General features: G+C 28.2%; 23 protein-coding genes. 21 read left to right on the top strand and 2 right to left on the bottom strand.

Annotated features, from left to right (window positions below):
• The first annotated feature begins 199 nt into the window (after positions 1 to 199).
• The 7 genes from J7M87_RS04495 (at position 200) to J7M87_RS04525 (ending at position 7,509) form a co-directional block, all read left to right on the top strand.
• Complete coding sequence (locus J7M87_RS04495) at positions 200 to 2,098, top strand: PRD domain-containing protein (protein WP_291649092.1); 1,899 nt, start codon at positions 200 to 202, stop codon at positions 2,096 to 2,098.
• Between the two features lie 9 nt (positions 2,099 to 2,107).
• Positions 2,108 to 3,148, top strand: a complete 1,041-nt coding sequence (ypdE, locus tag J7M87_RS04500) for an aminopeptidase (RefSeq protein WP_291649095.1) — start codon at positions 2,108 to 2,110, stop codon at positions 3,146 to 3,148.
• A 12-nt stretch (positions 3,149 to 3,160) separates the two neighbouring features.
• Positions 3,161 to 3,481: a PTS lactose/cellobiose transporter subunit IIA gene (locus tag J7M87_RS04505; RefSeq protein WP_008677470.1), complete on the top strand. Its 321-nt coding sequence runs from the start codon at positions 3,161 to 3,163 to the stop codon at positions 3,479 to 3,481.
• A 1-nt stretch (position 3,482) separates the two neighbouring features.
• On the top strand, positions 3,483 to 3,821 hold the full coding sequence (locus tag J7M87_RS04510; RefSeq protein WP_291649099.1) for a PTS sugar transporter subunit IIB: 339 nt from the start codon (positions 3,483 to 3,485) through the stop codon (positions 3,819 to 3,821).
• A 30-nt stretch (positions 3,822 to 3,851) separates the two neighbouring features.
• Entirely contained in the window at positions 3,852 to 5,177 is a 1,326-nt protein-coding gene (locus J7M87_RS04515) for a PTS transporter subunit EIIC (protein WP_291649100.1), read from the top strand.
• Positions 5,178 to 5,253: 76 nt separating this feature from the next.
• The gene (locus J7M87_RS04520) at positions 5,254 to 6,324 is read left to right on the top strand and encodes a Xaa-Pro peptidase family protein (protein WP_291649102.1); all 1,071 of its coding nucleotides are present in this window, start codon (positions 5,254 to 5,256) and stop codon (positions 6,322 to 6,324) included.
• Complete coding sequence (locus J7M87_RS04525; RefSeq protein ID WP_008677476.1) at positions 6,325 to 7,509, top strand: PatB family C-S lyase; 1,185 nt, start codon at positions 6,325 to 6,327, stop codon at positions 7,507 to 7,509.
• Between the two features lie 75 nt (positions 7,510 to 7,584).
• On the opposite strand, the gene J7M87_RS04530 is transcribed toward J7M87_RS04525, so the two are convergent.
• Positions 7,585 to 8,643 carry a nitronate monooxygenase family protein gene (locus J7M87_RS04530; RefSeq protein WP_291649104.1) on the bottom strand — a complete coding sequence of 353 codons (1,059 nt, stop codon included), beginning with the start codon at positions 8,641 to 8,643 and terminating at the stop codon, positions 7,585 to 7,587.
• 549 nt (positions 8,644 to 9,192) lie between these two features.
• On the opposite strand from J7M87_RS04530, the gene J7M87_RS04535 reads away from it, so the two are divergent.
• The 11 genes from J7M87_RS04535 to J7M87_RS04585 are packed head-to-tail and all read left to right on the top strand — an operon-like array spanning position 9,193 to position 18,253.
• Positions 9,193 to 10,170 (top strand): beta-ketoacyl-ACP synthase III, encoded by a 978-nt coding sequence (locus tag J7M87_RS04535; protein ID WP_291649106.1) that lies wholly within the window; start codon positions 9,193 to 9,195, stop codon positions 10,168 to 10,170.
• A 12-nt stretch (positions 10,171 to 10,182) separates the two neighbouring features.
• Positions 10,183 to 10,410 carry an acyl carrier protein gene (gene acpP / locus J7M87_RS04540; protein ID WP_291649108.1) on the top strand — a complete coding sequence of 76 codons (228 nt, stop codon included), beginning with the start codon at positions 10,183 to 10,185 and terminating at the stop codon, positions 10,408 to 10,410.
• A 15-nt stretch (positions 10,411 to 10,425) separates the two neighbouring features.
• Entirely contained in the window at positions 10,426 to 11,352 is a 927-nt protein-coding gene (fabK, locus tag J7M87_RS04545) for an enoyl-[acyl-carrier-protein] reductase FabK (RefSeq protein ID WP_291649110.1), read from the top strand.
• A gap of 12 nt (positions 11,353 to 11,364) precedes the next feature.
• Complete coding sequence (gene fabD / locus J7M87_RS04550) at positions 11,365 to 12,318, top strand: ACP S-malonyltransferase (protein WP_291649112.1); 954 nt, start codon at positions 11,365 to 11,367, stop codon at positions 12,316 to 12,318.
• Positions 12,311 to 13,054 carry a 3-oxoacyl-[acyl-carrier-protein] reductase gene (fabG, locus tag J7M87_RS04555; protein ID WP_291649114.1) on the top strand — a complete coding sequence of 248 codons (744 nt, stop codon included), beginning with the start codon at positions 12,311 to 12,313 and terminating at the stop codon, positions 13,052 to 13,054. The genes fabD and fabG overlap by 8 nt, the downstream gene beginning before the upstream one ends.
• A 14-nt stretch (positions 13,055 to 13,068) precedes the next feature.
• Positions 13,069 to 14,304 carry a beta-ketoacyl-ACP synthase II gene (fabF, locus tag J7M87_RS04560; RefSeq protein ID WP_291649116.1) on the top strand — a complete coding sequence of 412 codons (1,236 nt, stop codon included), beginning with the start codon at positions 13,069 to 13,071 and terminating at the stop codon, positions 14,302 to 14,304.
• Positions 14,305 to 14,312: 8 nt separating this feature from the next.
• Entirely contained in the window at positions 14,313 to 14,798 is a 486-nt protein-coding gene (accB, locus tag J7M87_RS04565; RefSeq protein WP_291649118.1) for an acetyl-CoA carboxylase biotin carboxyl carrier protein, read from the top strand.
• A 9-nt stretch (positions 14,799 to 14,807) separates the two neighbouring features.
• Entirely contained in the window at positions 14,808 to 15,224 is a 417-nt protein-coding gene (gene fabZ, locus J7M87_RS04570) for a 3-hydroxyacyl-ACP dehydratase FabZ (RefSeq protein ID WP_008677485.1), read from the top strand.
• A gap of 15 nt (positions 15,225 to 15,239) precedes the next feature.
• On the top strand, positions 15,240 to 16,583 hold the full coding sequence (locus tag J7M87_RS04575; RefSeq protein WP_291649122.1) for an acetyl-CoA carboxylase biotin carboxylase subunit: 1,344 nt from the start codon (positions 15,240 to 15,242) through the stop codon (positions 16,581 to 16,583).
• 12 nt (positions 16,584 to 16,595) lie between these two features.
• Positions 16,596 to 17,456: an acetyl-CoA carboxylase, carboxyltransferase subunit beta gene (accD, locus tag J7M87_RS04580; RefSeq protein WP_291649124.1), complete on the top strand. Its 861-nt coding sequence runs from the start codon at positions 16,596 to 16,598 to the stop codon at positions 17,454 to 17,456.
• Between the two features lie 2 nt (positions 17,457 to 17,458).
• On the top strand, positions 17,459 to 18,253 hold the full coding sequence (locus J7M87_RS04585) for an acetyl-CoA carboxylase carboxyltransferase subunit alpha (protein WP_291649126.1): 795 nt from the start codon (positions 17,459 to 17,461) through the stop codon (positions 18,251 to 18,253).
• A 205-nt stretch (positions 18,254 to 18,458) separates the two neighbouring features.
• Here J7M87_RS04585 and J7M87_RS04590 read toward each other — a convergent pair whose 3' ends face one another.
• Positions 18,459 to 19,085 carry a lysozyme inhibitor LprI family protein gene (locus tag J7M87_RS04590; protein ID WP_291649128.1) on the bottom strand — a complete coding sequence of 209 codons (627 nt, stop codon included), beginning with the start codon at positions 19,083 to 19,085 and terminating at the stop codon, positions 18,459 to 18,461.
• A gap of 416 nt (positions 19,086 to 19,501) precedes the next feature.
• Here J7M87_RS04590 and J7M87_RS04595 point away from each other — a divergent pair, with 416 nt between their 5' ends.
• From J7M87_RS04595 to J7M87_RS04605, 3 genes are all read left to right on the top strand, one after another.
• Positions 19,502 to 19,996 (top strand): dCMP deaminase family protein, encoded by a 495-nt coding sequence (locus J7M87_RS04595; protein ID WP_291649130.1) that lies wholly within the window; start codon positions 19,502 to 19,504, stop codon positions 19,994 to 19,996.
• 412 nt (positions 19,997 to 20,408) lie between these two features.
• The gene (locus J7M87_RS04600) at positions 20,409 to 21,110 is read left to right on the top strand and encodes a response regulator transcription factor (protein WP_291649132.1); all 702 of its coding nucleotides are present in this window, start codon (positions 20,409 to 20,411) and stop codon (positions 21,108 to 21,110) included.
• Positions 21,111 to 21,216: 106 nt separating this feature from the next.
• A complete protein-coding gene (locus J7M87_RS04605) occupies positions 21,217 to 21,930 on the top strand; it encodes a HAMP domain-containing protein (protein ID WP_291649134.1) in 714 nt (237 codons plus the stop codon).
• Positions 21,931 to 22,126 lie beyond the last annotated feature (196 nt).

Consider the following 22,126-nt stretch of genomic DNA (forward strand, 5'->3'; position numbering starts at 1 on the left):
TATAAACAGAATTATGATAAATTAGAAGAATATAAAATACATACAAATTAAAGAATAATTTTGTAATGTGTATATATTAAAATATAAAAATGAGTTTAATTTCTAATTATAATAGAAAATTATGTCCTTTTAAAAAATCTATATAGTATATAGAATTAAAAATATAAGGGAGAAAATGATTTCATTAAAGGAGAATAATATGAGGAGCAAGAAAATATTAGAGCAATTAGTTAATAGTGATACGTATTTAAACTTAGATTATTTTGCAGAATTATTTAAGGTATCTACAAAAACCATTAGCAATAATATGAATTGTTTAATAAAAGATGGGAAAAAGAATGGTTTTGATATAAGACTGAAAAGAGCTAGAGGTTATTATATAGAAATAAATAATAAGGATACATTTAATTCTTATATTGAAAAAATATCATTTAATGAAATTTTTTCACCAGAATATAGGATAAGTTATATTATTGTTTTACTTTTACTAAATAGAGAATTTATTACCATGGATTATTTAGCAGAAAAAATTAGTGTAAGTAAATCAATAATAAAATCAGATATGAGAAAAGTAGAATTAGAGTTAGAGAATAGAAATATCGTATTAGAAAGGAAAGCCCATTACGGTATAAAAATTCAATGTGATGATTACACAAGGAAAGAACTAATCTTGATGTATTATGAAGATGGAAATGAATTTATAAATAACTTTATAGATAATAAACTAAAAAAGAGGACTTTTAAAGTTATTGAAAATAAATTAATAACCTTATTAAAAGAAAATAGTTTAAATACTATTTATATAGAATTAGAACAAATAAATTCTTTTATTAAAGTTACTATTTGTATTCATGAAGAGTTAGATGATGACTATCATAATTTTACAAAAGAAGAGTCAATTTATTTTAAAGTTGCAGATGAATTGAATAATATTATAGAAACAATATATGATATAAAATTAAATAAAAATGAATTAATAGATTTAGAGAAGTATTTAATAAAAAAGACCAAAAGATTTACAAATCAAGAAACATATATAGAAGAGTTATGTAAAGATATAGAAAGATTTATAAAAGAAATTGATTATGAATATGATACTAATTTCTATGAAGATGAAGAGTTTAAGAATAACTTGTTATATCATATTTCCTTATTAATAAATAGGTTGCAAAAGAAAATATCATTTAGTAATCCTTTAGTTAAAGAAATAAGTATAAAGTATCCTACAATATTTGATATAGCAATTAAGTTTTCAAATGAAATAGAAGAAAAATATAAAATAAATATTTCTCAAGATGAAATAGGATTTATAGCAACTCATTTTGCTGCACACTTAGAAAAGGAAATTTACAATAAAATTCGAAATTACAATAAAATAGCAATAATATGTTCTAGTGGAAAAGGCAGTGCACTATTAATGAAATTAAAATTAGAAATGTTATTTTCTTCAAGTGATATCAGAACATATTCTCTATTAGATGAAGATGAAGTGGAAAACTTTAATCCAGATATAATATTTACTAATTGGCAATTAAATAGAGATTTTAAAATGCCAATTGTATACGTTAACGAACTTATTGATGATTTAGATATATTGAGAATTAGAAATATAATTAAAATGAAAAAAAATAGTACTAGCTTTATTAAAACAAATAAAGAGTTTATAAATTTGTTTAAAAAAGAAACATTTAGGGTAGTAACTAAAAATAGTAATTATATGGAACTATTAGAGGAGATGGCAAAGGAAGTAGAAGCCTTAGGATATGTAGATGAAAATTATGCTTCATATATTATAGAAAGAGAAGAGTATATGTCAACAATATATGATAATGGAGTAGCTATTCCTCATCCTATAAATATCTGTGGCAAAGATAATTTGCTAAGTGTTGCGATAATAAAGAATAATAGTTTTACTCATAATAAAAAACCAGTAAAAATAATTTTTATGGTCGCTTTAGAAAAGGGAAATATGGATTACCTTGGAATGGTAACCCAAATATTATTTGAAATAATGAAAGATGAATATTTAGTTGAAAAGTTAAGAGGTTCAGAAACCTTTGAAGATTTTTTAATAAATCTAAATGAAATAAATATTTAGGAGGAGTTTATGAATATCGAATATTTAAAAAAATTAAGTAACTCAGATAGTATTGCATCAAATGAAGCTGAAGTAAGAAATGTAATGTTAGAAGAACTAAAGGATTATGCAGATGAAATATCTTATGATAATTTAGGAAGTATTATTTTTAAAAAAGAAGGAAATATTAATGGACCAAAGATAATGATATGTGCACATATTGATGAAGTTGGTTTCATGGTAAGAAGCATTTCTAGCCAAGGACAAATTATGCTGATAGAAGTAGGGGGTGTTAAGCAATTATCCAAATTTATGCAGAAAGTAAGAATAACAACTAATGAAGGGCTAAAAGTAAATGGAATATTGAATGCTACTTATGATAATGGAGTAGCAACTAAAGTATATGTTGATATTGGTGCAAATAGCTATGAAGATGTAGTGAAGCTTGGAATAGAAGTTGGAGATATGGTGACATTTACTACTGAATTTGAAGAATTAGATATAGATAATACTATTTGCGGAAAGGCATTTGACGATAGATTGGGGTGTTTTATTATTGGAGAAGTATTAAAAAAGCTAAAGAATGATGTTCATCCTAATACAGTATATTTTGTTGGGACAAGTAGTGAAGAGGTAGGGATAAGAGGTGCAAAAACAGCAACATATAAAATAAACCCAGATATAATACTTCCAATAGATGTGGCTTGTTTTTCAGATGAATTTATAAGAGATCATACAAATAATAGACAAATATCAAAAGGAATGATGCTTACAAATTTTGATAAGACTTTAGTTCCAAATAAAAAATTAATAAATTTTATAAAAAAATCAGCAAGAAATTTAAATAAGGAACTTCAGTTAGATATGTTTACCACTGGAGGAACTGATGGGGGAGAGGCACATAAGGTGTATTCAGGAAAGCCAGTAGCAGTATCATGTATACCTGTTAGATATGGGCATTGTGGATATTCCATTGCCAATAAAAATGACATTCAAGATGCTATAGATATTTTTGTAGAAATAATCAAAAATTTTGATGAAAAAGCATATGAAGAAACTATAAAATTTTAGGAGGGCAATAGTATGACAGAGTTAGAAAAAGATATTATGAACATTATTTCCATAGCAGGAGATAGCAAAGGAAAGGCGTTTGAAGCATTAAAGAAAGTAAAGGATATGGATTTTGAAGGAGCTAAATCTTTGCTTGAAGAATCAAGAAAATTAGACTTAGAGGCACATAAGATTCAAACAAAATTAATAACAAATGAAATGGATCCTGAAAAAGAAAATACCCCTATATCATTGTTAATGGTACATGCTCAAGATCATTATATGACAAGTCAATTAGCTAGAGATTTAGTTGAAACACTAGTAGAAGTTTTTAAATATCAAGGAGGTAAATAATATGAAAATTTTATTATGTTGTGCAGGCGGATTTTCAACAAATATGTTAATGCAAAATATGAAAAAGGTTGTAAAAGAGAGTGCTAAATTAAAGGAAGAAGATTTTAAATTTATAGCTATTCCAGCAGATTCATTAGAAGGGGAAATTGATAATTGGGATATAGTACTAGTTGGGCCTCAAGTATCACATAAAACTGATTTCATAGAAGCTATATGTAAGCCTAGAAATATACCATTTGTTGTAATAGATAAAGATGTGTATGGTCAAATGGATGGAGCAACAGTATTAAAACTAGCTTTAGTAACTTATAAAAAGCATCAATTAGCAAATAAAAGATAATAATGAATAGTAAAGGGGGAATGAGATAAGATGTTTAAAAAGTTTGAAGAACTAATGAATAAGTACCTTATGCCAATTGCACACAAAGTTGATAAGCAGAGACATCTAAGTGCAATAAAAGCCGCTATGGTTGCTATGACACCGTTTACTATATTAGGAAGTTTTTTTGCTATAATTCCAGCACTTCCTAATATGATTGGAACTGAGAATGCTGTTAGTCAATTTATTTTAAATAATAGTGAACTATTAGATTTACCTGTTACCTTATCAATAGGATTAATGAGTTTATATGTAGTTATGTGTATTGCATATAACTTAGGTAATCATTATAAATTATATATTCCAGGGTGTATAACTTTAGCTACTTTTGCCTTTTTGTTTACAGCAATTGAAACTGTAGATGGTGGGGTATCTATTAGTTATTTAGGGTCAAAAGGATTATTTTGTGCCATGCTAGTTGGTATAATAGCAGTTGAATTGTACCGTTTCTGTAAAGAGAAAAATATTACAATTCGTATGCCAGAAGGAGTTCCAGATTTTGTATCAAAGTCCTTTGAGCTTATTCCAATAACAATAATAGTTGCCGGAACATTTATATTAATTAGATTCTTATCATTAAAGATATTTGGAACATTGCCACCACAAATTTTAACTAAGTTTATTTCACCATTAGTTGGATCAATGGATAATCCTTGGGCAGTTCTTGGATTACACTTTGCAATATGTACAATATTCTTCTTTGGAATACATTCATCAGTATTTGGACCAGTAACAAGACCTATAATGGCTACATTTATTGCAGAAAACATTCAAGCAATGCAAGCTGGACAACCGTTACCACATTTCTATACAGCAGGAACATCAAGTGCATTTTTTGGATTTACAGGAGCTGGAATAACTATTGGATGCGTAGTTGCTTGCTTATTATCTAAATCTAAGCGATATCGAAAGATTGGACAAATTTCACTTTTCCCATCATTGTTTGGAGTTAATGAGCCAATATTATTTGGAGCACCAATTATATTAAATCCAATAATGTTTATTCCATTTGTATTTGGAGGAGCAATAATAGGAACTTTACCTATGTTTATGATGCATTGGGGATTGTTAAATAAACCATTTTTTGATCCACCATATGTAGGAGTATTTTTAGAAGCATTTTTAACAAATGGAGATTGGAGAATATTAATTGCAAACGGGTTACAATTAATTTTAGCTGTCTTGATATATTTACCTTTCTTCAAGATAATGGAAAAACAAGAGCTTAAGAATGAGAAAGAAAAGCTTAATAAGGAAAGTAATATATTCTCTAATGAAGATAAAGATATTCTATCTGATTTAGATTTAGACTTCTAACAAAAATATAATCGATAAAAATGAGCAATATGAACTATAGGTGTATATTGCTCATTTATTATAGAAAGGGAGAAATATGAAAGAAAGAAGAGATAAGTTTAGAAAGATTCTAATTGATAATGATATAGATGCTATATTAATTAAAAGTAAGTCAAATAAAAGATATATTGGTGCTTTACCTGGAAGTGGAGTAAAAGTATTAATAACTAAAGATGACGATTATCAAATTATGGATGGAAGGTATATAAATGAAGCAAGTGAAGTAACCTCAGGATTTACAAATATAGTGCATGAACAGGGTAAGAATTATATTAAAGTAGTAAAAGAAATTTTAGGAAGTAGAAATAGAGTTGGAGTAGAGCCTAATCAAATTTTATTGAAAGAGTATTTAAATTTAAAGGATTTTGATCTAGAAATTAATTTATTAGATGATGAATTAGAATGGATAAGAAGATGTAAAGATATTTATGAAATTAAATCAATAAAAAAAGCCTGTGAGATTACAGATAAAGTGTTTAAAGAGATTTTAGATAATATATGTATAGGGATGAAAGAATATGAATTATCAGCACTTATTCAATATTTATCAATAAGCAACGGAGCGAGTGGGATGGCTTTTGATACAATTGTTGTAAGTGGTAAAAGAGGATCTATGCCGCATGGAAGACCAACAGATAAAGAATTCGCTGCACATGAATTTATTACAATAGATTTTGGAATTATATATGAAGGTTATCAGTCAGATATGACGAGAACCATATGCATAGATGAGCCAGATCCTAAGTTAAAGAAAATATATGACATAGTTTTAGAAGCACAAATGGCAGGAGTGAATTATATAAAAGCAGGAGTTGCATGCAAAGATGTAGATAAGCATGTAAGGGATATAATAAGTGGTTACGGTTTTGGAGAATATTTTACCCATGGATTAGGACATGGAATTGGAATAGGGGATGGAGAGTTACCTATATTAAATAGTAAAAGTAATACTATTTTGGAGGAAGGTATGGTAATGTCTTGTGAACCAGGAATTTATATACCTAATACATGTGGAGTAAGAATAGAGGATGATGTATTAATTGAAAATGGGGTAGGAGTTGTACTAAATAATACAAGTAAAGATTTAATAATCCTGGAGGGAAAATAAATGAAATATAATTTAGATAAAAAGATTAATAGAAAGCTTAGCCACTGTCGTAAATGGGATAATAAAATTTTGAAAGAAAAGTTTGGTGTTAACGAAGATGCTATACCAATGGATATAGCTGAGCTAGATTTCGAATGTTCTCCTTCAATTAAAGAAGCATTGATAAAGAGAGCTAGCTTAGGTGATTATGGGTATACATATGATTATGATGAATATTATGACGCTATTATAAACTGGAATAAACGTAGGTTTAATGTGAATATAGAGAGAGATTGGATAAAGTTAGTGTTTGGTACTTGCTCCACATTACATTATATAGTTCAATGCTTTTGTAATGAAGGAGATTCAGTAATGATTAATACTCCTGCTTATGATCCATTTGCTGAAGCTGTAGAGCGTGGTGGATGTAAATTAGTTTGCAATACATTAAAGTTAGTTGGTATGAGATATTATTTAGACTTTGAAAAAATGGAAGAACAGATTATAGAGAACAATGTTAAACTATATATTTTCTGTAGCCCACAAAATCCTAGTGGACGCGTGTGGTCAAAGGAAGAACTAAATAGATTAAGTGAAATATGTATTAAGCATGATGTGCTTTTAGTATGTGATGAAATACATAGGGATATAGTTTTTAATAGAGAGTCATTTACTACCCTATGGAATGCAAATGAAAATATAGATAATAATAGTATTATGTGTATATCACCTAATAAGGGATTTAATTTAGGCGGATTAAAATCATCATATATAATTATTAAAAACCCCAATATTAGGAATAAGATGTTAAATTATCTAAAGAAAGTCTATGTTACAAGCCCACATGTTTTTGCAATTCCAGCTGTTGTTGCAGCTTATAATGAAAGTGAAGAATGGCTTGATGAGGTAACTAAATATATAGAAGAAAACTTTATGATACTTTACAAGTGGATTGAAAGAAATATGCCAATGGCAAAGGTCATGAAAGCAGACTCAAGTTTTTTAGCTTGGATTAATATTAAAGATATATTTAAAAATGAAGATGAATTAAAGGAATTCTTTAAAAAATCAAATATATCAATGGTTGTGGGAAGTTATTTTGTTAAAGATGGAGAAGGCTGGGTTAGATTAAATATAGGTACTCAAAGAGAAATTTTATTAGAGGCCTTAAATAGAATGGAAAGAACTTTAAATAGTCAGAAATAATTTAATGAAACAAAAGTGAAAATAATAAATGAAAAATTCATTTAAATTTTTCATTTATTATTTTTATATAAATTACTAGTTCTTTCCCATTAATTCATCTATAAGTTCTTTTACAGAAATTATTTTATTTATTCGATGAGCATTTGCACCACAGAAAACTAATCCATTTTCGACATCGCCTTTTACAGCGTTGATCAAAGCTGAGCTTATACAATATGGTGTTGTTGCTGGAGTGCAAGGAATCAAGCAATTATAACATTTAGTTATTTTGATTTTTTGATTTTTTAATGTTTCTGTTAATTTATTTTTTATAGCTCTTCCTGGCATTCCTACAGGACTTATAGTTAATTCAATATTTTCTTTTTTACAATTAACATAAGCATTTTTAAAATTAATATGTGCATCACATTCATGAGTTGCTACAAATCTTGTTGCAACTTGTACGCCATTGGCTCCAAGATTTAAGTATTTAACCATATCATCATGAGTAAATACTCCACCAGCAACTACAACAGGGATTTCTTTATTAAATTCATTTTCAAAGTTTTTAACTTCTTTAATTATGTTTATAACATTATTATCAAAATTTTTAATTTCATCATCTAGGTTATTAGCTTTAAATCCAAGATGACCGCCTGCCATTGGACCTTCAACAATTACTGCATCAGCAGTTCTATTAAAATGTTTTTTCCAATAGCCTAGTATTACTTTTACAGCTTTTGAAGATGAAACTATAGGAGCTATCTTTATTGAGCTTTCTTTTGTAATTTCAGGCAAGTTCAATGGAAGTCCAGCACCAGATATAATTAAATCAGCACCAGCTTCAATTGCTGCCTTTACATGTTCAACATAATTGTTCATTGCGACCATTACATTAACACCTATTAGTCCATTTGAACTTATTTCTTTAGCTTTTTTTATATGATTAGCTAACCCTCTTAGATTAGCTTTTAATGTATTAGCCTCAAAATCTTCTTCCATATAACCTGCATGAGCAGCAGAAATAACACCAATAGCACCATTCTTTGCAACATTACCTGCAAGATTTGATAGAGATACTCCAACACCCATTCCCCCTTGAATTATAGGGACTTTAGCTATTAAATCACCAATTTTTAATGGTTTAATATTCATAATTTTACTCCTTTAAATTTTAAGAATAATACTTTGATAATCAAAATATTATTAATAGTATAGTTCAGAATTTTGGAAAAAACAATAGATAGTTTAAATAATAATTTATGTTAATAGATACTGATTATATTTTGGAAAATAAAATAAGAAAATGTGAAAATCATGAAATGAAGAAATTTATTATGCTGTGATATGGAAAATATAAAATTAAATATAAGAAAATCTTATTATATTTTAAATTTATAATTAAAAAAATATTACGATTGTTGACAAATTAAAAAAATGGTATTATCATGATGATATTACTTTGATAGTCAAAATATTTGAGGATAGGAATTTTGTCGATATTTCTGTATTTTTATTTAAATAATAGTTTCTATTTATAAAATGGATATGATATTGAAGTAATTTATTGAATATGTAGAAGTTAAAGTTATATCTACTAAATTTCAATAGTAACTTAATATAAAATTATATTTTGATAATAAAAATATTTGATGTTTGAGTTAAATATAACTTGAAAGTTGAATTTTTAGAAAGAGGCGTTAAATGAAAGGAGTAAAGGTAGTTGGATTTGGTCATTACTGCCCAGAGAATATAGTAAGCAACAAGGATTTGGAAAACATAGTTGAAACTACAGATGAGTGGATAGTAAAAAGAACTGGAATAAAAGAAAGAAGAATATCTAGTGGAGAAGGCACAGTTGAACTAGCATATAAAGCAGCGTTATCCGCTTTGAAAAATAGTAATTGTGATAAAGATGATATAGATTTAATTGTTATAGCTACAACTTCTCCAGATAGAATTATGCCATCTACAGCTTGCAATGTTCAAGGACTATTAGGATGTAATAATGCAGCAGCATTTGATATATCAGCAGCATGTTCAGGATTTGTATATTCGTTAATAGTTGCTTCTAGTTTAATTAGAGGTACTGATAAAAAAAGGGCATTAGTAATTGGATCAGAAGTTTTATCTAGAATAATAGATTGGAGCGATAGAAGTACTTGTGTATTATTTGGAGATGGAGCTGGAGCAGCAGTGATTGAAATATCAAATGATGAAGAAGGAATTATAAGTACATGTTTTTCATCTGATGGAAGCCTTGGGGAAAAGAGTTTAGTTGCAGGTGAATTAGAGTTAAATACACCTTTTGCAAAAGATAAAAAGTTAGAAAAAAGATATATAGAAATGAAAGGTGCTGAGGTTTATAAATTTGCAGTATCAATAATACCTCAAATAGTTAATGAATTGTTAGAAAAATCAAATGAGGATATAAAAAATATAAAATATATAGTTCCTCATCAAGCTAATTCAAGAATAATTGATGATGCTGCAAGAAGATTAAAAGTAGATAAGGATAAGTTTTATATTAATCTAGATAAGTATGGAAATACTTCGTCAGCGAGTATTCCAGTGGCTTTAAGTGAAATGTTTGAAAAAGGTCTTATAAAAAGAGGAGATAAAATAATTTTAGCTGCCTTTGGTGGAGGATTAACCTGGGCAGGAACATTAATTAAATTTTAGGAGGATTTTAAAATGGTATTTGAAAAGATTAAGGACATAGTAGTCGAACAATTAGGTGTTAATGAAGATGAGGTAAAATTAGAAACTAACTTCATTGAAGATTTAGGTGCAGATTCACTTGATTTATTTCAAGTTGTAATGGATCTTGAAGATGCATTTAACGTAAAAGTTGATAATGTTGAAAATATTAAAACTGTGGGAGATGCAGTGAAGTATATAGAAAGTGTTATAGAAAAATAGAGTGGAGGAAATCTCATGAACAATAATATTTGCAAATTGTTAAATATTAAATACCCTATTTTTCAAGGGGGGATGGCATGGGTTTCAGATAGTTCTTTAGCAGCTGCAGTTTCTAATGCAGGTGGACTTGGAATAATAGCAGGAGCAAATGCTCCTGCAAGTTTTATAAGAGAAGAAATTAGAAAGACAAAAGAACTAACTGATAAACCTTTTGGTATTAATATAATGTTACTTTCTGAAAATGCAGATGAGATAGCACAAATTGTAATTGAAGAAGGGGTAAAAGTTGTTACAACTGGAGCTGGAAATCCAGGAAAGTATATTGCAAGATGGAAGGAAGCTGGAGTTAAAGTTATTCCTGTTGTTGCATCAGTTGCATTAGCAAAGAGAATGGAAAGAGCTGGAGCAGATGCTGTTATAGCAGAAGGGTGTGAAGCAGGGGGACATATTGGTAAGTTAACTACTATGGTTTTACTTCCGCAAGTTGTAGATGCAGTAAATATTCCAGTTATAGCAGCAGGTGGAATAGGAGATGGAAGAGGCATAGGAGCAGCTTTAATTTTAGGAGCAAGTGGAGTTCAAGTTGGAACAAGATTTTTAGTTGCAAATGAATGTAGTATTCATGAAAACTATAAGGATGCTGTAGTAAAAGCAAAAGACATAGATACTGTTGTAACTGGTAGAGTTACGGGTCACCCAGTTCAAGTTATAAAAAATAAACTTGCAAGAGAGTATTTAAATCTTGAAGGAAAGAATGCTTCAATAGAAGAGTTAGAGGAATTAGGTAGAGGAGCACTGAGAAAAGCTGTAAAAGATGGAGATATAGAAAATGGATCTCTTATGGCAGGTCAAATTTCAGGGATGATCACAAAAAAGCAAAGTGCTAAGGAAATTATAGAAGAAATGTTTAATGAATATGAAAATATAAGAAAGAGCCTTTAAAGAGGAGGAAGTATGAAAACAGCTTTTGTTTTTGCAGGTCAAGGATCTCAATATATAGGAATGGGAAAAGATTTATATGAACATATTCCAAGATGTAAAGAGATTTTTGATAAAGCAAATGATATATTGAGTTTTGATATAAAAGAACTAATATTTAATGGAAATAAAGAAGACTTAGATATTACAGAAAATACGCAACCAGCTATTTTGATAACTTCAATTGCAGCAAAAGAAGCACTTGAAGAAAGAGGTATTAAAGCGGATGTTGTTGCAGGACTAAGTCTTGGGGAGTATTCAGCTTTAGTATGTGCAAATGCTTTAAGTTTTGAAGAAGCAGTTGCTTTAGTGAAAAAAAGAGGAATATATATGCAAGAAGCAGTTCCTATTGGAGTTGGATCTATGGCTGCTATAATAGGATTACCTATAGAAAAAATAAAGATAGCTATAGAAAATTCTAGAGATAAGGGAATAGTAGAAATTGCTAATTATAACACTAATAATCAAATTGTAATTGGTGGAGAAAAAGAAGCAGTAGAAAAAGCTAAAGAACTATGTTTAGAATATGGAGCTAAAAGAGCTATTGAATTAAAAGTATCTGGACCTTTTCATACATCCTTGTTAGAAAAAGCATCAATAAAGCTTAAAGAGGAACTTAAAAACATAGAATTTAATAATCCTAGCACAAAAATTATATCTAATGTTACAGCTGAATTTATAGATAATAAATCTGATATAGAAGAATTACTTTGTAGTCAAATAAAATCATCTGTTAAATGGAGTAAAAGCATAGAAAAAATGCTTTATATGGGTGTTGATACATTTATTGAATTTGGACCAGGTAGAGTATTAAGTAGCTTTATCAAGGAAATAAGTAGAGAAAAAGGCTTAAAAGTAAATATTTATAATGTTGAAGATATGAAATCTTTAAATAAAACATTAGAAGGGATAGGAATTTTAAATGGTTAAGGATAAAAATGCAATAGTTACAGGTGGAACTAGAGGTATAGGTAGAGAAATAGCAAGGACATTAGCGCAAAATGGAGCTAATATTGCTATAAACTATAGAAAATATAATGAAGAAGTAGAAAATTTAATAGAAGAATTAAAGAGCTTTGGTGTTAAAGTGGTAGCATGTAAATGCGATGTAAGTATTGAAGAAGAAGTGGTTAACTTTATAAAAGAAGTAAAAGATAAATTTGAAAGTATAGATATCTTAGTTAACAATGCAGGAATAACTAAAGATGGATTAATTATAAGAATGAGTGAAAAAGATTTTGATGATGTTATAGATGTAAATTTGAAAGGAACTTTCAATACAACTAAGGCGGTATCGTCTATTATGGTTAAACAAAGATACGGAAAGATAATAAATATATCTTCTGTTGTTGGAGTAGCTGGGAATGCAGGACAATGCAATTATGCTGCATCTAAAGCTGGTGTAATAGGATTTTCAAAATCAGTAGCAAAGGAGCTTGCAGCTAGAAATATAAATGTTAATATTATTGCTCCAGGATATATAAATACAGATATGACAAGTGTTTTACCAGATAGAGTAAAAGAAGAAGTAATAAAGACAATTCCTATGAAAAAAATAGGAGAGCCTAAAGAAATAGCTAATTTAGTTTTATTCTTATCATCTAATTTGTCAGATTATATTACTGGCCAAGTAATAAATGTAGATGGTGGAATGGTTATGCTTTAAAAGGAGAGTATTTTATGAAGAGAAGAGTAGTAGTTACAGGATTAGGAGCTATAACACCAATTGGGAATTCAATAGATAGTTTTTGGAATGCTGTTAAAGAAGGAAAAAATGGGATAGATAAAATAACATTTTTTGATACAACAGATTTTAAAGTTAAGGTAGCAGCAGAAGTAAAAGACTTTAAAGCAGAGAACTATTTAGGAAAGAAAGATGCTAAAAGATTAGATCGATATACACAATTAGCATTAGTTGCAGCAAAAGAGTGTATGAAAGATAGTAACATAGATTTAGATAAAGTAGATAGAGAAAGATTTGGAGTAATATTTGGTTCAGGTATTGGTGGACTTATTACTATAGAAAATCAAATAAGAACTTTAGTAGAAAAGGGACCAAATAGAGTTTCACCATTAACAATTCCAACATCAATATCTAATATTGCAGCTGGAAGTATAGCAATAGAGTTTGGACTTTTAGGATCATGTTTAAGTGTTACTACAGCATGTGCAACTTCAACTCATTGCATTGGTGAAGCTTATAGAAGTATAAAAGATGGATATTTAGATAGAGCAATAGTTGGTGGTGCAGAGGCATCAATTAATGAGTTTGGTATTGCAGGATTTCAAGCTTTGACTGCGCTTAGTAAAAGTGAGGATCCAAACAGAGCTTCTATACCATTCGATAAAGATAGAAATGGTTTTGTAATGGGAGAAGGAGCAGGAGCATTAATTTTAGAGGAATTAGAAAGTGCTCTTAAAAGAGGAGCAAAGATTTATGGAGAAGTTGTAGGATATGGAACAACTTGTGATGCTTATCACATAACTTCACCAACTCTTGATGGAGATGGTGCTTATAGATCAATGAGAGATGCAATGAATGATGCTAATATATTACCAAATGAAATTGGATATATAAATGCTCATGGTACATCCACAGAGATAAATGATAAGGTAGAAACTTTAGCAATAAAGAAAGCCTTTAAAGATTTAGCAAAAGATGTTTATGTAAGTTCAACCAAATCTATGACAGGACATTTACTTGGAGCTGCTGGAGCTGTAGAAGCAATAATATCAATAAAAGCTTTAGAAGATGGCTTTATACCAGCAAATATTAATTATTTAAATTCAGATGAAGAATGTGATTTAAATTTAGTTGCTAATGTTGGTAAAAATGAAGAAATAGATTATGCATTATCAAATTCATTGGGGTTTGGTGGCCATAATGGAACAGTTATATTTAAAAAGTGGAGGTGAAGATAGAAATGTTAACTTATGAACAAATAAAAGAATTGATAAAGTCAATAGATTCATCTTCTCTTAGAATATTTGAATTAGAAAGTGATGGTATTAAATTAAAGCTTAGTAAAAATGAAGAAAGCTTCAAAGAAATATCAAAAGATAGTAATAGTAATGGTGGGGTAATAGGTCAGGCTGAAAATAATGCAATAGTAATAAATAATAAAGCTGAAATAAAAGAAGAATCTATTGATATAGAAGATATAAAAAATAATAGTTTCAAATCAGTTAAATCACCTTTAGTTGGAACATTTTATTCATCTGGAACACCTGGAGGAAAACCTTATGTAGAAGTAGGCTCTAAGGTGAAAAAAGGTGAAGTTCTTTGTATTGTTGAAGCAATGAAAATAATGAATGAAATAACAGCAGAAGAGGATTGTGAAATAATAGAAGTTTTAAGAAATGATGAAGATATTGTAGAGTTTGGAATGGAATTATTTAAGATAAAGTAGGTGAAATATTTGGATATAAAAGAGATTATGGAGATAATCCCTCATAGATACCCATTTCTATTATTAGATAGAGTTGAGAGTTTAGAGGATAATAAAATAGTTGCAATAAAAAATGTAACAATGAATGAATACTTTTTTCAAGGCCACTTTCCAGTAGAACCAGTTATGCCAGGAGTGCTAATAGTTGAAGCACTTGCACAAGCAGGAGCAGTTGCACTTTTAAAAAGAGATGAGTTTAAAGGTAAAATAGCGTACTTTGGTGGAATAAATAATGCAAAGTTTAGAAAAAAGGTTGTTCCTGGAGATACATTAAGGTTAGAGGTAGAGCTTACTAAAATAAGAGGAGCAGCTGGAATAGGTAAAGGAATTGCATATGTAAATGATAAAAAGGTTTGTGAAGCAGAATTAACCTTTATGGTAGGATAGTAAAGAGGTGTTTTTATGATTAGAAAGGTATTAATAGCTAACAGAGGAGAAATAGCAGTAAGAATAATAAGAGCTTGCAAGGAGCTTGGAATACAAACAGTGGCTATTTACTCAGAAGCTGATAAAGATGCTATGCATACTCAGCTTGCAGATGAAGCTATTTGTGTTGGAAAGCCTAAATCAAAGGACTCATATTTAAATGAAAGCAATATTATTAGTGCAGCAGTAATAACCAAATGCAATGCAATTCATCCAGGGTTTGGATTCTTATCAGAAAATGCAGAATTTGCATCTATTTGTGAAGAATGTAATATTAAATTTATAGGACCAAGTAGTAATACTATAAGTATTATGGGAGATAAAGCTAGAGCTAGAGAAATTATGAAAAGTGCAGATGTTCCTGTAATACCTGGAAGCAACGGAATAGTTAAAAGTATTGAAGACGCATATATCGAGGCTAAAGAAATAGGGTATCCAGTAATGATAAAAGCAGCTTTAGGGGGAGGCGGTAAAGGAATTAGAATAGTTCATAAAGAAAATGAACTTGAAAATGCTTACTTTACTGCAAAATCAGAAGCTAAAGTGAATTTTGGCGATGATACAATATATATTGAAAAGTTTATAGAAAATCCTAGACATATAGAATTTCAAATTTTAGGTGATGAACATGGAAATATTATTCACTTAGGAGAAAGGGATTGTACTATACAAAGAAGAAATCAAAAGGTGCTAGAAGAGGCACCATCATTAATTTTAAGTGATGATTTAAGAAGAGAAATGGGAAGAGCAGCAATTAATGCAGCAAAAGCAGTAAATTATTTTAATGCAGGGACAATAGAATTTTTAGTAGATAAATATAGTAATTTTTATTTTATGGAAATGAATACAAGAATTCAAGTAGAACATCCAATAACAGAAATGGTAACATCAATTGATATTGTAAAAGAACAAATAAAAATTGCTAATGGAGAAATTTTAAGCTTTTCTCAAGATAAAGTTGAAATAAAAGGGCATGCCATTGAGTGCAGAATAAATGCTGAAAATCCAAGGAAAGGATTTATACCCTCACCAGGAAAAATTGAATTTTTAAATTTACCAGGAGGTAATGGAATCAGAGTAGATACAGCAGTTTATTCAGGATATACTATTCCTCCAACATATGATTCAATGATAGCTAAGCTTATAGCTTATGGTAAGAATAGAGAAGAAGCAATTAATAAAATGCTTAGAGCACTAGATGAGTTTGTAATAGAAGGTATTGATAATAATATAGAGTTTCAAATTGATATTTTAAATAATGAGAAATTTCGCTTAGGGGACTTTGATACAAGTTTTATAAGCAAAGAATATAATTTATAGTTGGTGAAAATTATGGGGATTTTTAAAAAGAGACAATACGGAGTTATTAACATAACTCCACAAGAAGATGAAAAAGATATACCTATAGTTCCTGATGGAACTTGGATAAAATGCAGTAAATGTGGAAAAATTTTATATAAAAAGTCCTTAGAAGAAAATCTTAATATATGTTCAAACTGTAATCATTATTTTAGATTAGGTAGTTATGAAAGATTATCATATATTTGTGATAAAGATACTTTTAGAGAGTTTAATAAATATATGAAGTCTAAAAATCCAATGGATTTTCCAAACTACGAAGAAAAATTAAAGGCAAACGAAGAAAAGAGTGGTAACTCTGAAGCTGTAGTAACAGGAGAATGTGAAATTGGTGGAAATAAAACAATTATTGCAGTTATGGATTCAAACTTTTTAATGGGAAGTATGGGAACTGTAGTAGGAGAAAAAATTACATTAGCAATAGAGGAAGCTACAAAAAGAAAATTACCTATTATAATATTTACAGCTTCTGGAGGAGCCAGAATGCAAGAAGGAATATTTTCTTTGATGCAAATGGCTAAAATAAGTAGTGCACTTGCAAAACATAGTGAAGAAGGGCTGCTTTATATAACAGTTTTAACTGATCCAACAACAGGTGGAGTTACAGCAAGTTTTGCTATGCTTGGTGACATTATACTAGCAGAACCTAATGCATTAATAGGTTTTGCAGGAAGAAGAGTAATAGAAGGAACTATAAAAGAAAAATTGCCTGAAAATTTCCAAAGTGCAGAATTTTTATTAGAAAATGGATTTATAGATAATATTATAAAAAGAGAAGATTTAAAAAAGGCTCTTTCAACTCTTCTAAAATTTCATAGGAATAAGGAGGTGTAGTTGTGAATAAAAAGATCAAGGCATATGATAGATTAGTAATAGCAAGAATGGTAGAAAGACCAACTACACTTGATTATATAGATAAAATATTTACTAACTTTTTTGAATTACATGGAGATAGATGTTTTAAAGATGATAAATCCATAGTAGGAGGAATTGGGCTTTTAAATGGAAATCCAATTACTATAATAGGAATTCAAAAAGGAAAAGATTTAAAAGAAAATATGGAGAGAAATTTTGGTTCTCCGCATCCAGAAGGATATAGAAAAGCTTTAAGATTAATGAGGCAAGCTGAGAAATTTAATAGACCTATAGTTTGTTTCATAAATACATCTGGTGCATATTGTGGTGTTGGTGCAGAAGAAAGAGGTCAAGGAGAAGCAATAGCAAGAAATTTAATAGAAATAGCACGAATCAAAGTACCTATAATTTCAATAATAATAGGTGAAGGTGGAAGTGGTGGAGCTTTAGCTTTAGCTTGTGGAGATAGAGTTTGGATGCTTGAAAACTCTGTTTATTCTATACTTTCTCCGGAAGGATTTGCATCAATACTTTTAAAAGATCCTTCAAAATCAAAGGATGTTGCTGAGATTATGGGAATAACTTCATATGAGCTTTTAGAAAGTGGTATAATTGAAAAGATAATAAAGGAACCTAAAGGGGGAGCTCATAAGAATTTAGAGCTAGTTTCAAATTCTATAAAAGAAGAATTAATAAATGAATTCAAAGTATTAAATAATAAACCTAAAGATGTGCTTTTAGAGGAACGTTCTTTAAGATTTAGAAAGTTTAAATAAAATAATTTAATATTAACAAGAATGACTATAATGTAGCTTTAATATATAAGGAGATGTCATAGAAAATTATTCAATGTAAAATGTAAAATTGAGGTGGTATTTCAGTATGAAATACTTAAATTTATATTAAAAACTCTTTCAGTAGTTTTACTTTCAATCTTAATTCTATATTTTTAATTTTTAGATATCTCCTTTATTTATTATTTTAATCTGTCATATAATTATTAACTAACTCATAACATCTGTTTTTTGTCGTCCCATATAAAGATGAATTATATGCAACAAATTCAAATGTCCCACCTTTATATTTTTCAGCGTCTTTCTTTGCTGTAGCCTCCTTTTCTTCTATCCATTTAATTTGTTCACTTTGTAAGTTTTGCATTGTTTCTGGTGATAACTGCTCTTTTAGTAAAGCATAAATCTCATTTAATGCTTTGTCATACATATCATAGGATACTCCATAATAACTTGTCATAGCAATTGTTATTCCAGCATCTGAATCCTTCTTTTCAGGTAATGAATCAAGTTCTTTTTGGATATTATCTAATTTTTCTATAAATTCTTTTCTTTTTCCTTCTATTTGGGTTACTTGATCTGCTGGATTAGGTTCTTGAGTAGTTTCATTTATTTTTGTATTGTTTGAATTATATGAGGAATCACTAGTGCCATTAGTATCACTATTATCAACATTATTTATATCATCGTTCATTTGTTGATTTTCTTCTACTTCATTTTTAGAATTTTGATTTTCCTCATTATCTTTTGAACATGCTGTAAATGGAATTATTAATAGTAAAACAACCAGCATAAATGTTAATTTTTTAGCTTTCATAAGTGCTCTCCTTTTGACTTTATTTTTATCTTATTTTAATAATTTATAAACATGAAATTTTTAAGATTTAAAAATTTCCTTTAATAATTTGATATTTTTTATATTATATAATAATTTGAGAAAATGATTACGCTTCCATTATAACATCATCTCTAATTTATATGTTTAGTTAAATTTAAATTAAGGTAATAAATTAAATTTAATAGTACTTGTCTTTGTTAAATAATATAGAATATTTCAAAATTAATGTTATAATTAAAATATATTTGTAAATCAGTGAAAAACGTAGAATTTATAATGAGTGAAAATATTCAAGAATTTAATTAAAACATGTTTTAATTGAATTTTAAGTTTGGTAGAGCAAAACAACGTAAATTTTTGTTTTTAATTCTTTAGTTATCTTAAGGGGGATTTAAATGAAAAGACATGATTACATATCTTGGGATGAATATTTTATGGGAGTAGCAATTCTTGCTGGAAAGAGAAGTAAGGATCCGAGTACTCAAGTTGGGGCTTGTATAGTTGATGATGATAATAAGATTTTAAGTCAAGGATATAATGGATTACCAAGAGGATGTTCAGATGATGAATTTCCATGGAATAGAGAAGGTGATGTGCTTGAAACGAAATATCCATATGTAGTACATGCCGAACTTAATGCTATTTTAAATAGTAGAGGAACTAATCTTTATGGCTCCAAAATTTATGTTGCACTATTTCCTTGTAATGAGTGCGCAAAGGCAATAATACAAGCTGGAATAAAAGAAGTAGTATATCTTTCAGATAAGTATTCTGACTCAGATAATGTTAAAGCTTCTAAAAGGTTATTAAGTGCAGCCGGAGTGAAGATGACAATATTAGAGCCTAAAAATAAAAATATAAATATTTCTTTAGAAATAAATGATATTTAACAAGTAAATTTTATAAATATAGTATTAGAAAAAACTATTAAATCTAAATTTGATTTAATAATATAAGTTTAGAAAAATATATTAAAAGATGATTTCTTCATTATATAGAGGTCGTCTTTTTTCTTTATTCTACTTGGAATTAATTGTATAATGTATGTATTAATAAATAGCGAGGGGAAAATTAGATTAAAAGAGTTTTCTAGAAAGATATAATTAAAAATTAAAGATATTTATTTAGACTATAAACATAAGGATACTTCAATAGCTGTAAAACAAAAAAAATTATACTAGAGAATATTATGAAGGAATTCGAAGAAAATTTTTGAAGGTTACAATTTGGAAATAATTTAGAAAATATTATTAACAACTATAGTTTATAATAAAAATTAAATAGTAGATTTGGGAGAGAAATATGAGAGAGAATATATTAATTATAGAAGATGATAGGGATATAAGTGAAATACTAAGATTTGCTTTAATGAAGGAAGGATATAAAGTAAAAGTAAATCCAAATGGATTAGAAGCAAAAGATGAAATAAAGAATTTTAATCCAGACCTAATATTACTAGACATAATGTTAAATGATATAGATGGATTTAGTGTTTGTAAAAATATTTCAAGTTATAAAATTCCAATAATTATGCTTACGGCAAGAGTTGAAATAATGGATAAGATATTGGGATTAGAGCTTGGAGCAGATGATTATATAACGAAACCATTTGATATAAGAGAGGTCATAACAAGGGTTAGAGTAGCAATAAGAAGAAGAGATGAAATGAAAAAGTTGGTTGCTTCTAAAGAACAAGAGGAAATAATTGTAGATAATATAGTAATTAATGAAGCTTGTAGAAGTGTTCATGTGAATAATGAAGGAGTTCAATTAAAGCCTAAGGAATTTGAACTATTAACATTTCTTTGTAAAAATACAAACAAGGTTTATTCAAGGAATCAATTATTAGATTTAGTTTGGGGATATGATTTTTTAGGTGATACAAGAACTGTGGATGTACATATAACAAGACTACGTAAAAAATTAAAAGACAACTTTAATATAGAAACTATTTTTGGAGTAGGATACATGCTAAAGGAGAAAAATGTTAACAATAAGGCGTAAATTTGGAATAGTTTTAGGACTTATTTTTGTTTTATAAATACTATTATTTAATTTAATAATGGACAAGTTTTTTGATAAGAATTTCAAGGATCATATATCAAAAGATATGAGTAATATTTATAAAGTTTCGGCTAAGAACTTAGAAGATTATATAATAATAAATAATATAAAAAAAGAGAATATGTTAAAAGATGATTTTAATAATAAAGTTATGAAATTTATTGTTGAAAGAGTAAATTGTCAAGGTATTTTTTATAGTTTAGATGGGGGAGTATTGGCAACAGGAATTACTAATGAAAGAGTAATCGATTTAAATATATTAAAAGAAATGCCATTTTCCTTTGATCTTGCAAAGAATAATAAAAGCGTAGTAGATATAGAAAGCAAGAATGGAAATATAATAGGAAAATTAAGCTCTCCTATTTATGGTAAAGATAATGAAAATATAGGAGTCTTAGTTTTAATAAAAGATTATACTTCTGAGTATTTAAGAAATAAGAACATAAAAAATCTTGTTAATGTAATAGTATTAACATTATTTTTATTAATATTTATTTCAATATACTTTTTATCTTCGACTATTATAAGACCAATTATAATTTTAAAGGATAAGATTTCTCAAATATCTATAGGAAATTATCCTGAAAAGATAAATAAAACATCAAAAGATGAAATAGGTGTACTTATAAATACATTTAATAATATGAGTGAAAAACTAAAGTTAAAAGATGAGCAAGAAAAAAATATATTTAGAAATATTACTCATGAATTAAAGACACCATTAACTAATATATCAGGATATGCACAAATTTTAAGATAATATGATTTTAATGATGAAGAACTTTTAATTCGGCTGTTGGGAATAAAGCAATGAATCCATTAAAGGTTTATTATGAGATTTATAAAGTAGAAAATTAAAATATATAATAAATATAAAATTTAAAGACGAAGGGGGAGATGTTAATTATTCTCTCCCTTCTTTTTTATAGTGTGCTCAGAATAAGAAACAACTTGAA

It is taken from the genome of Clostridium sp. (assembly GCF_017888565.1).
GTDB lineage: Bacteria > Bacillota > Clostridia > Clostridiales > Clostridiaceae > Clostridium.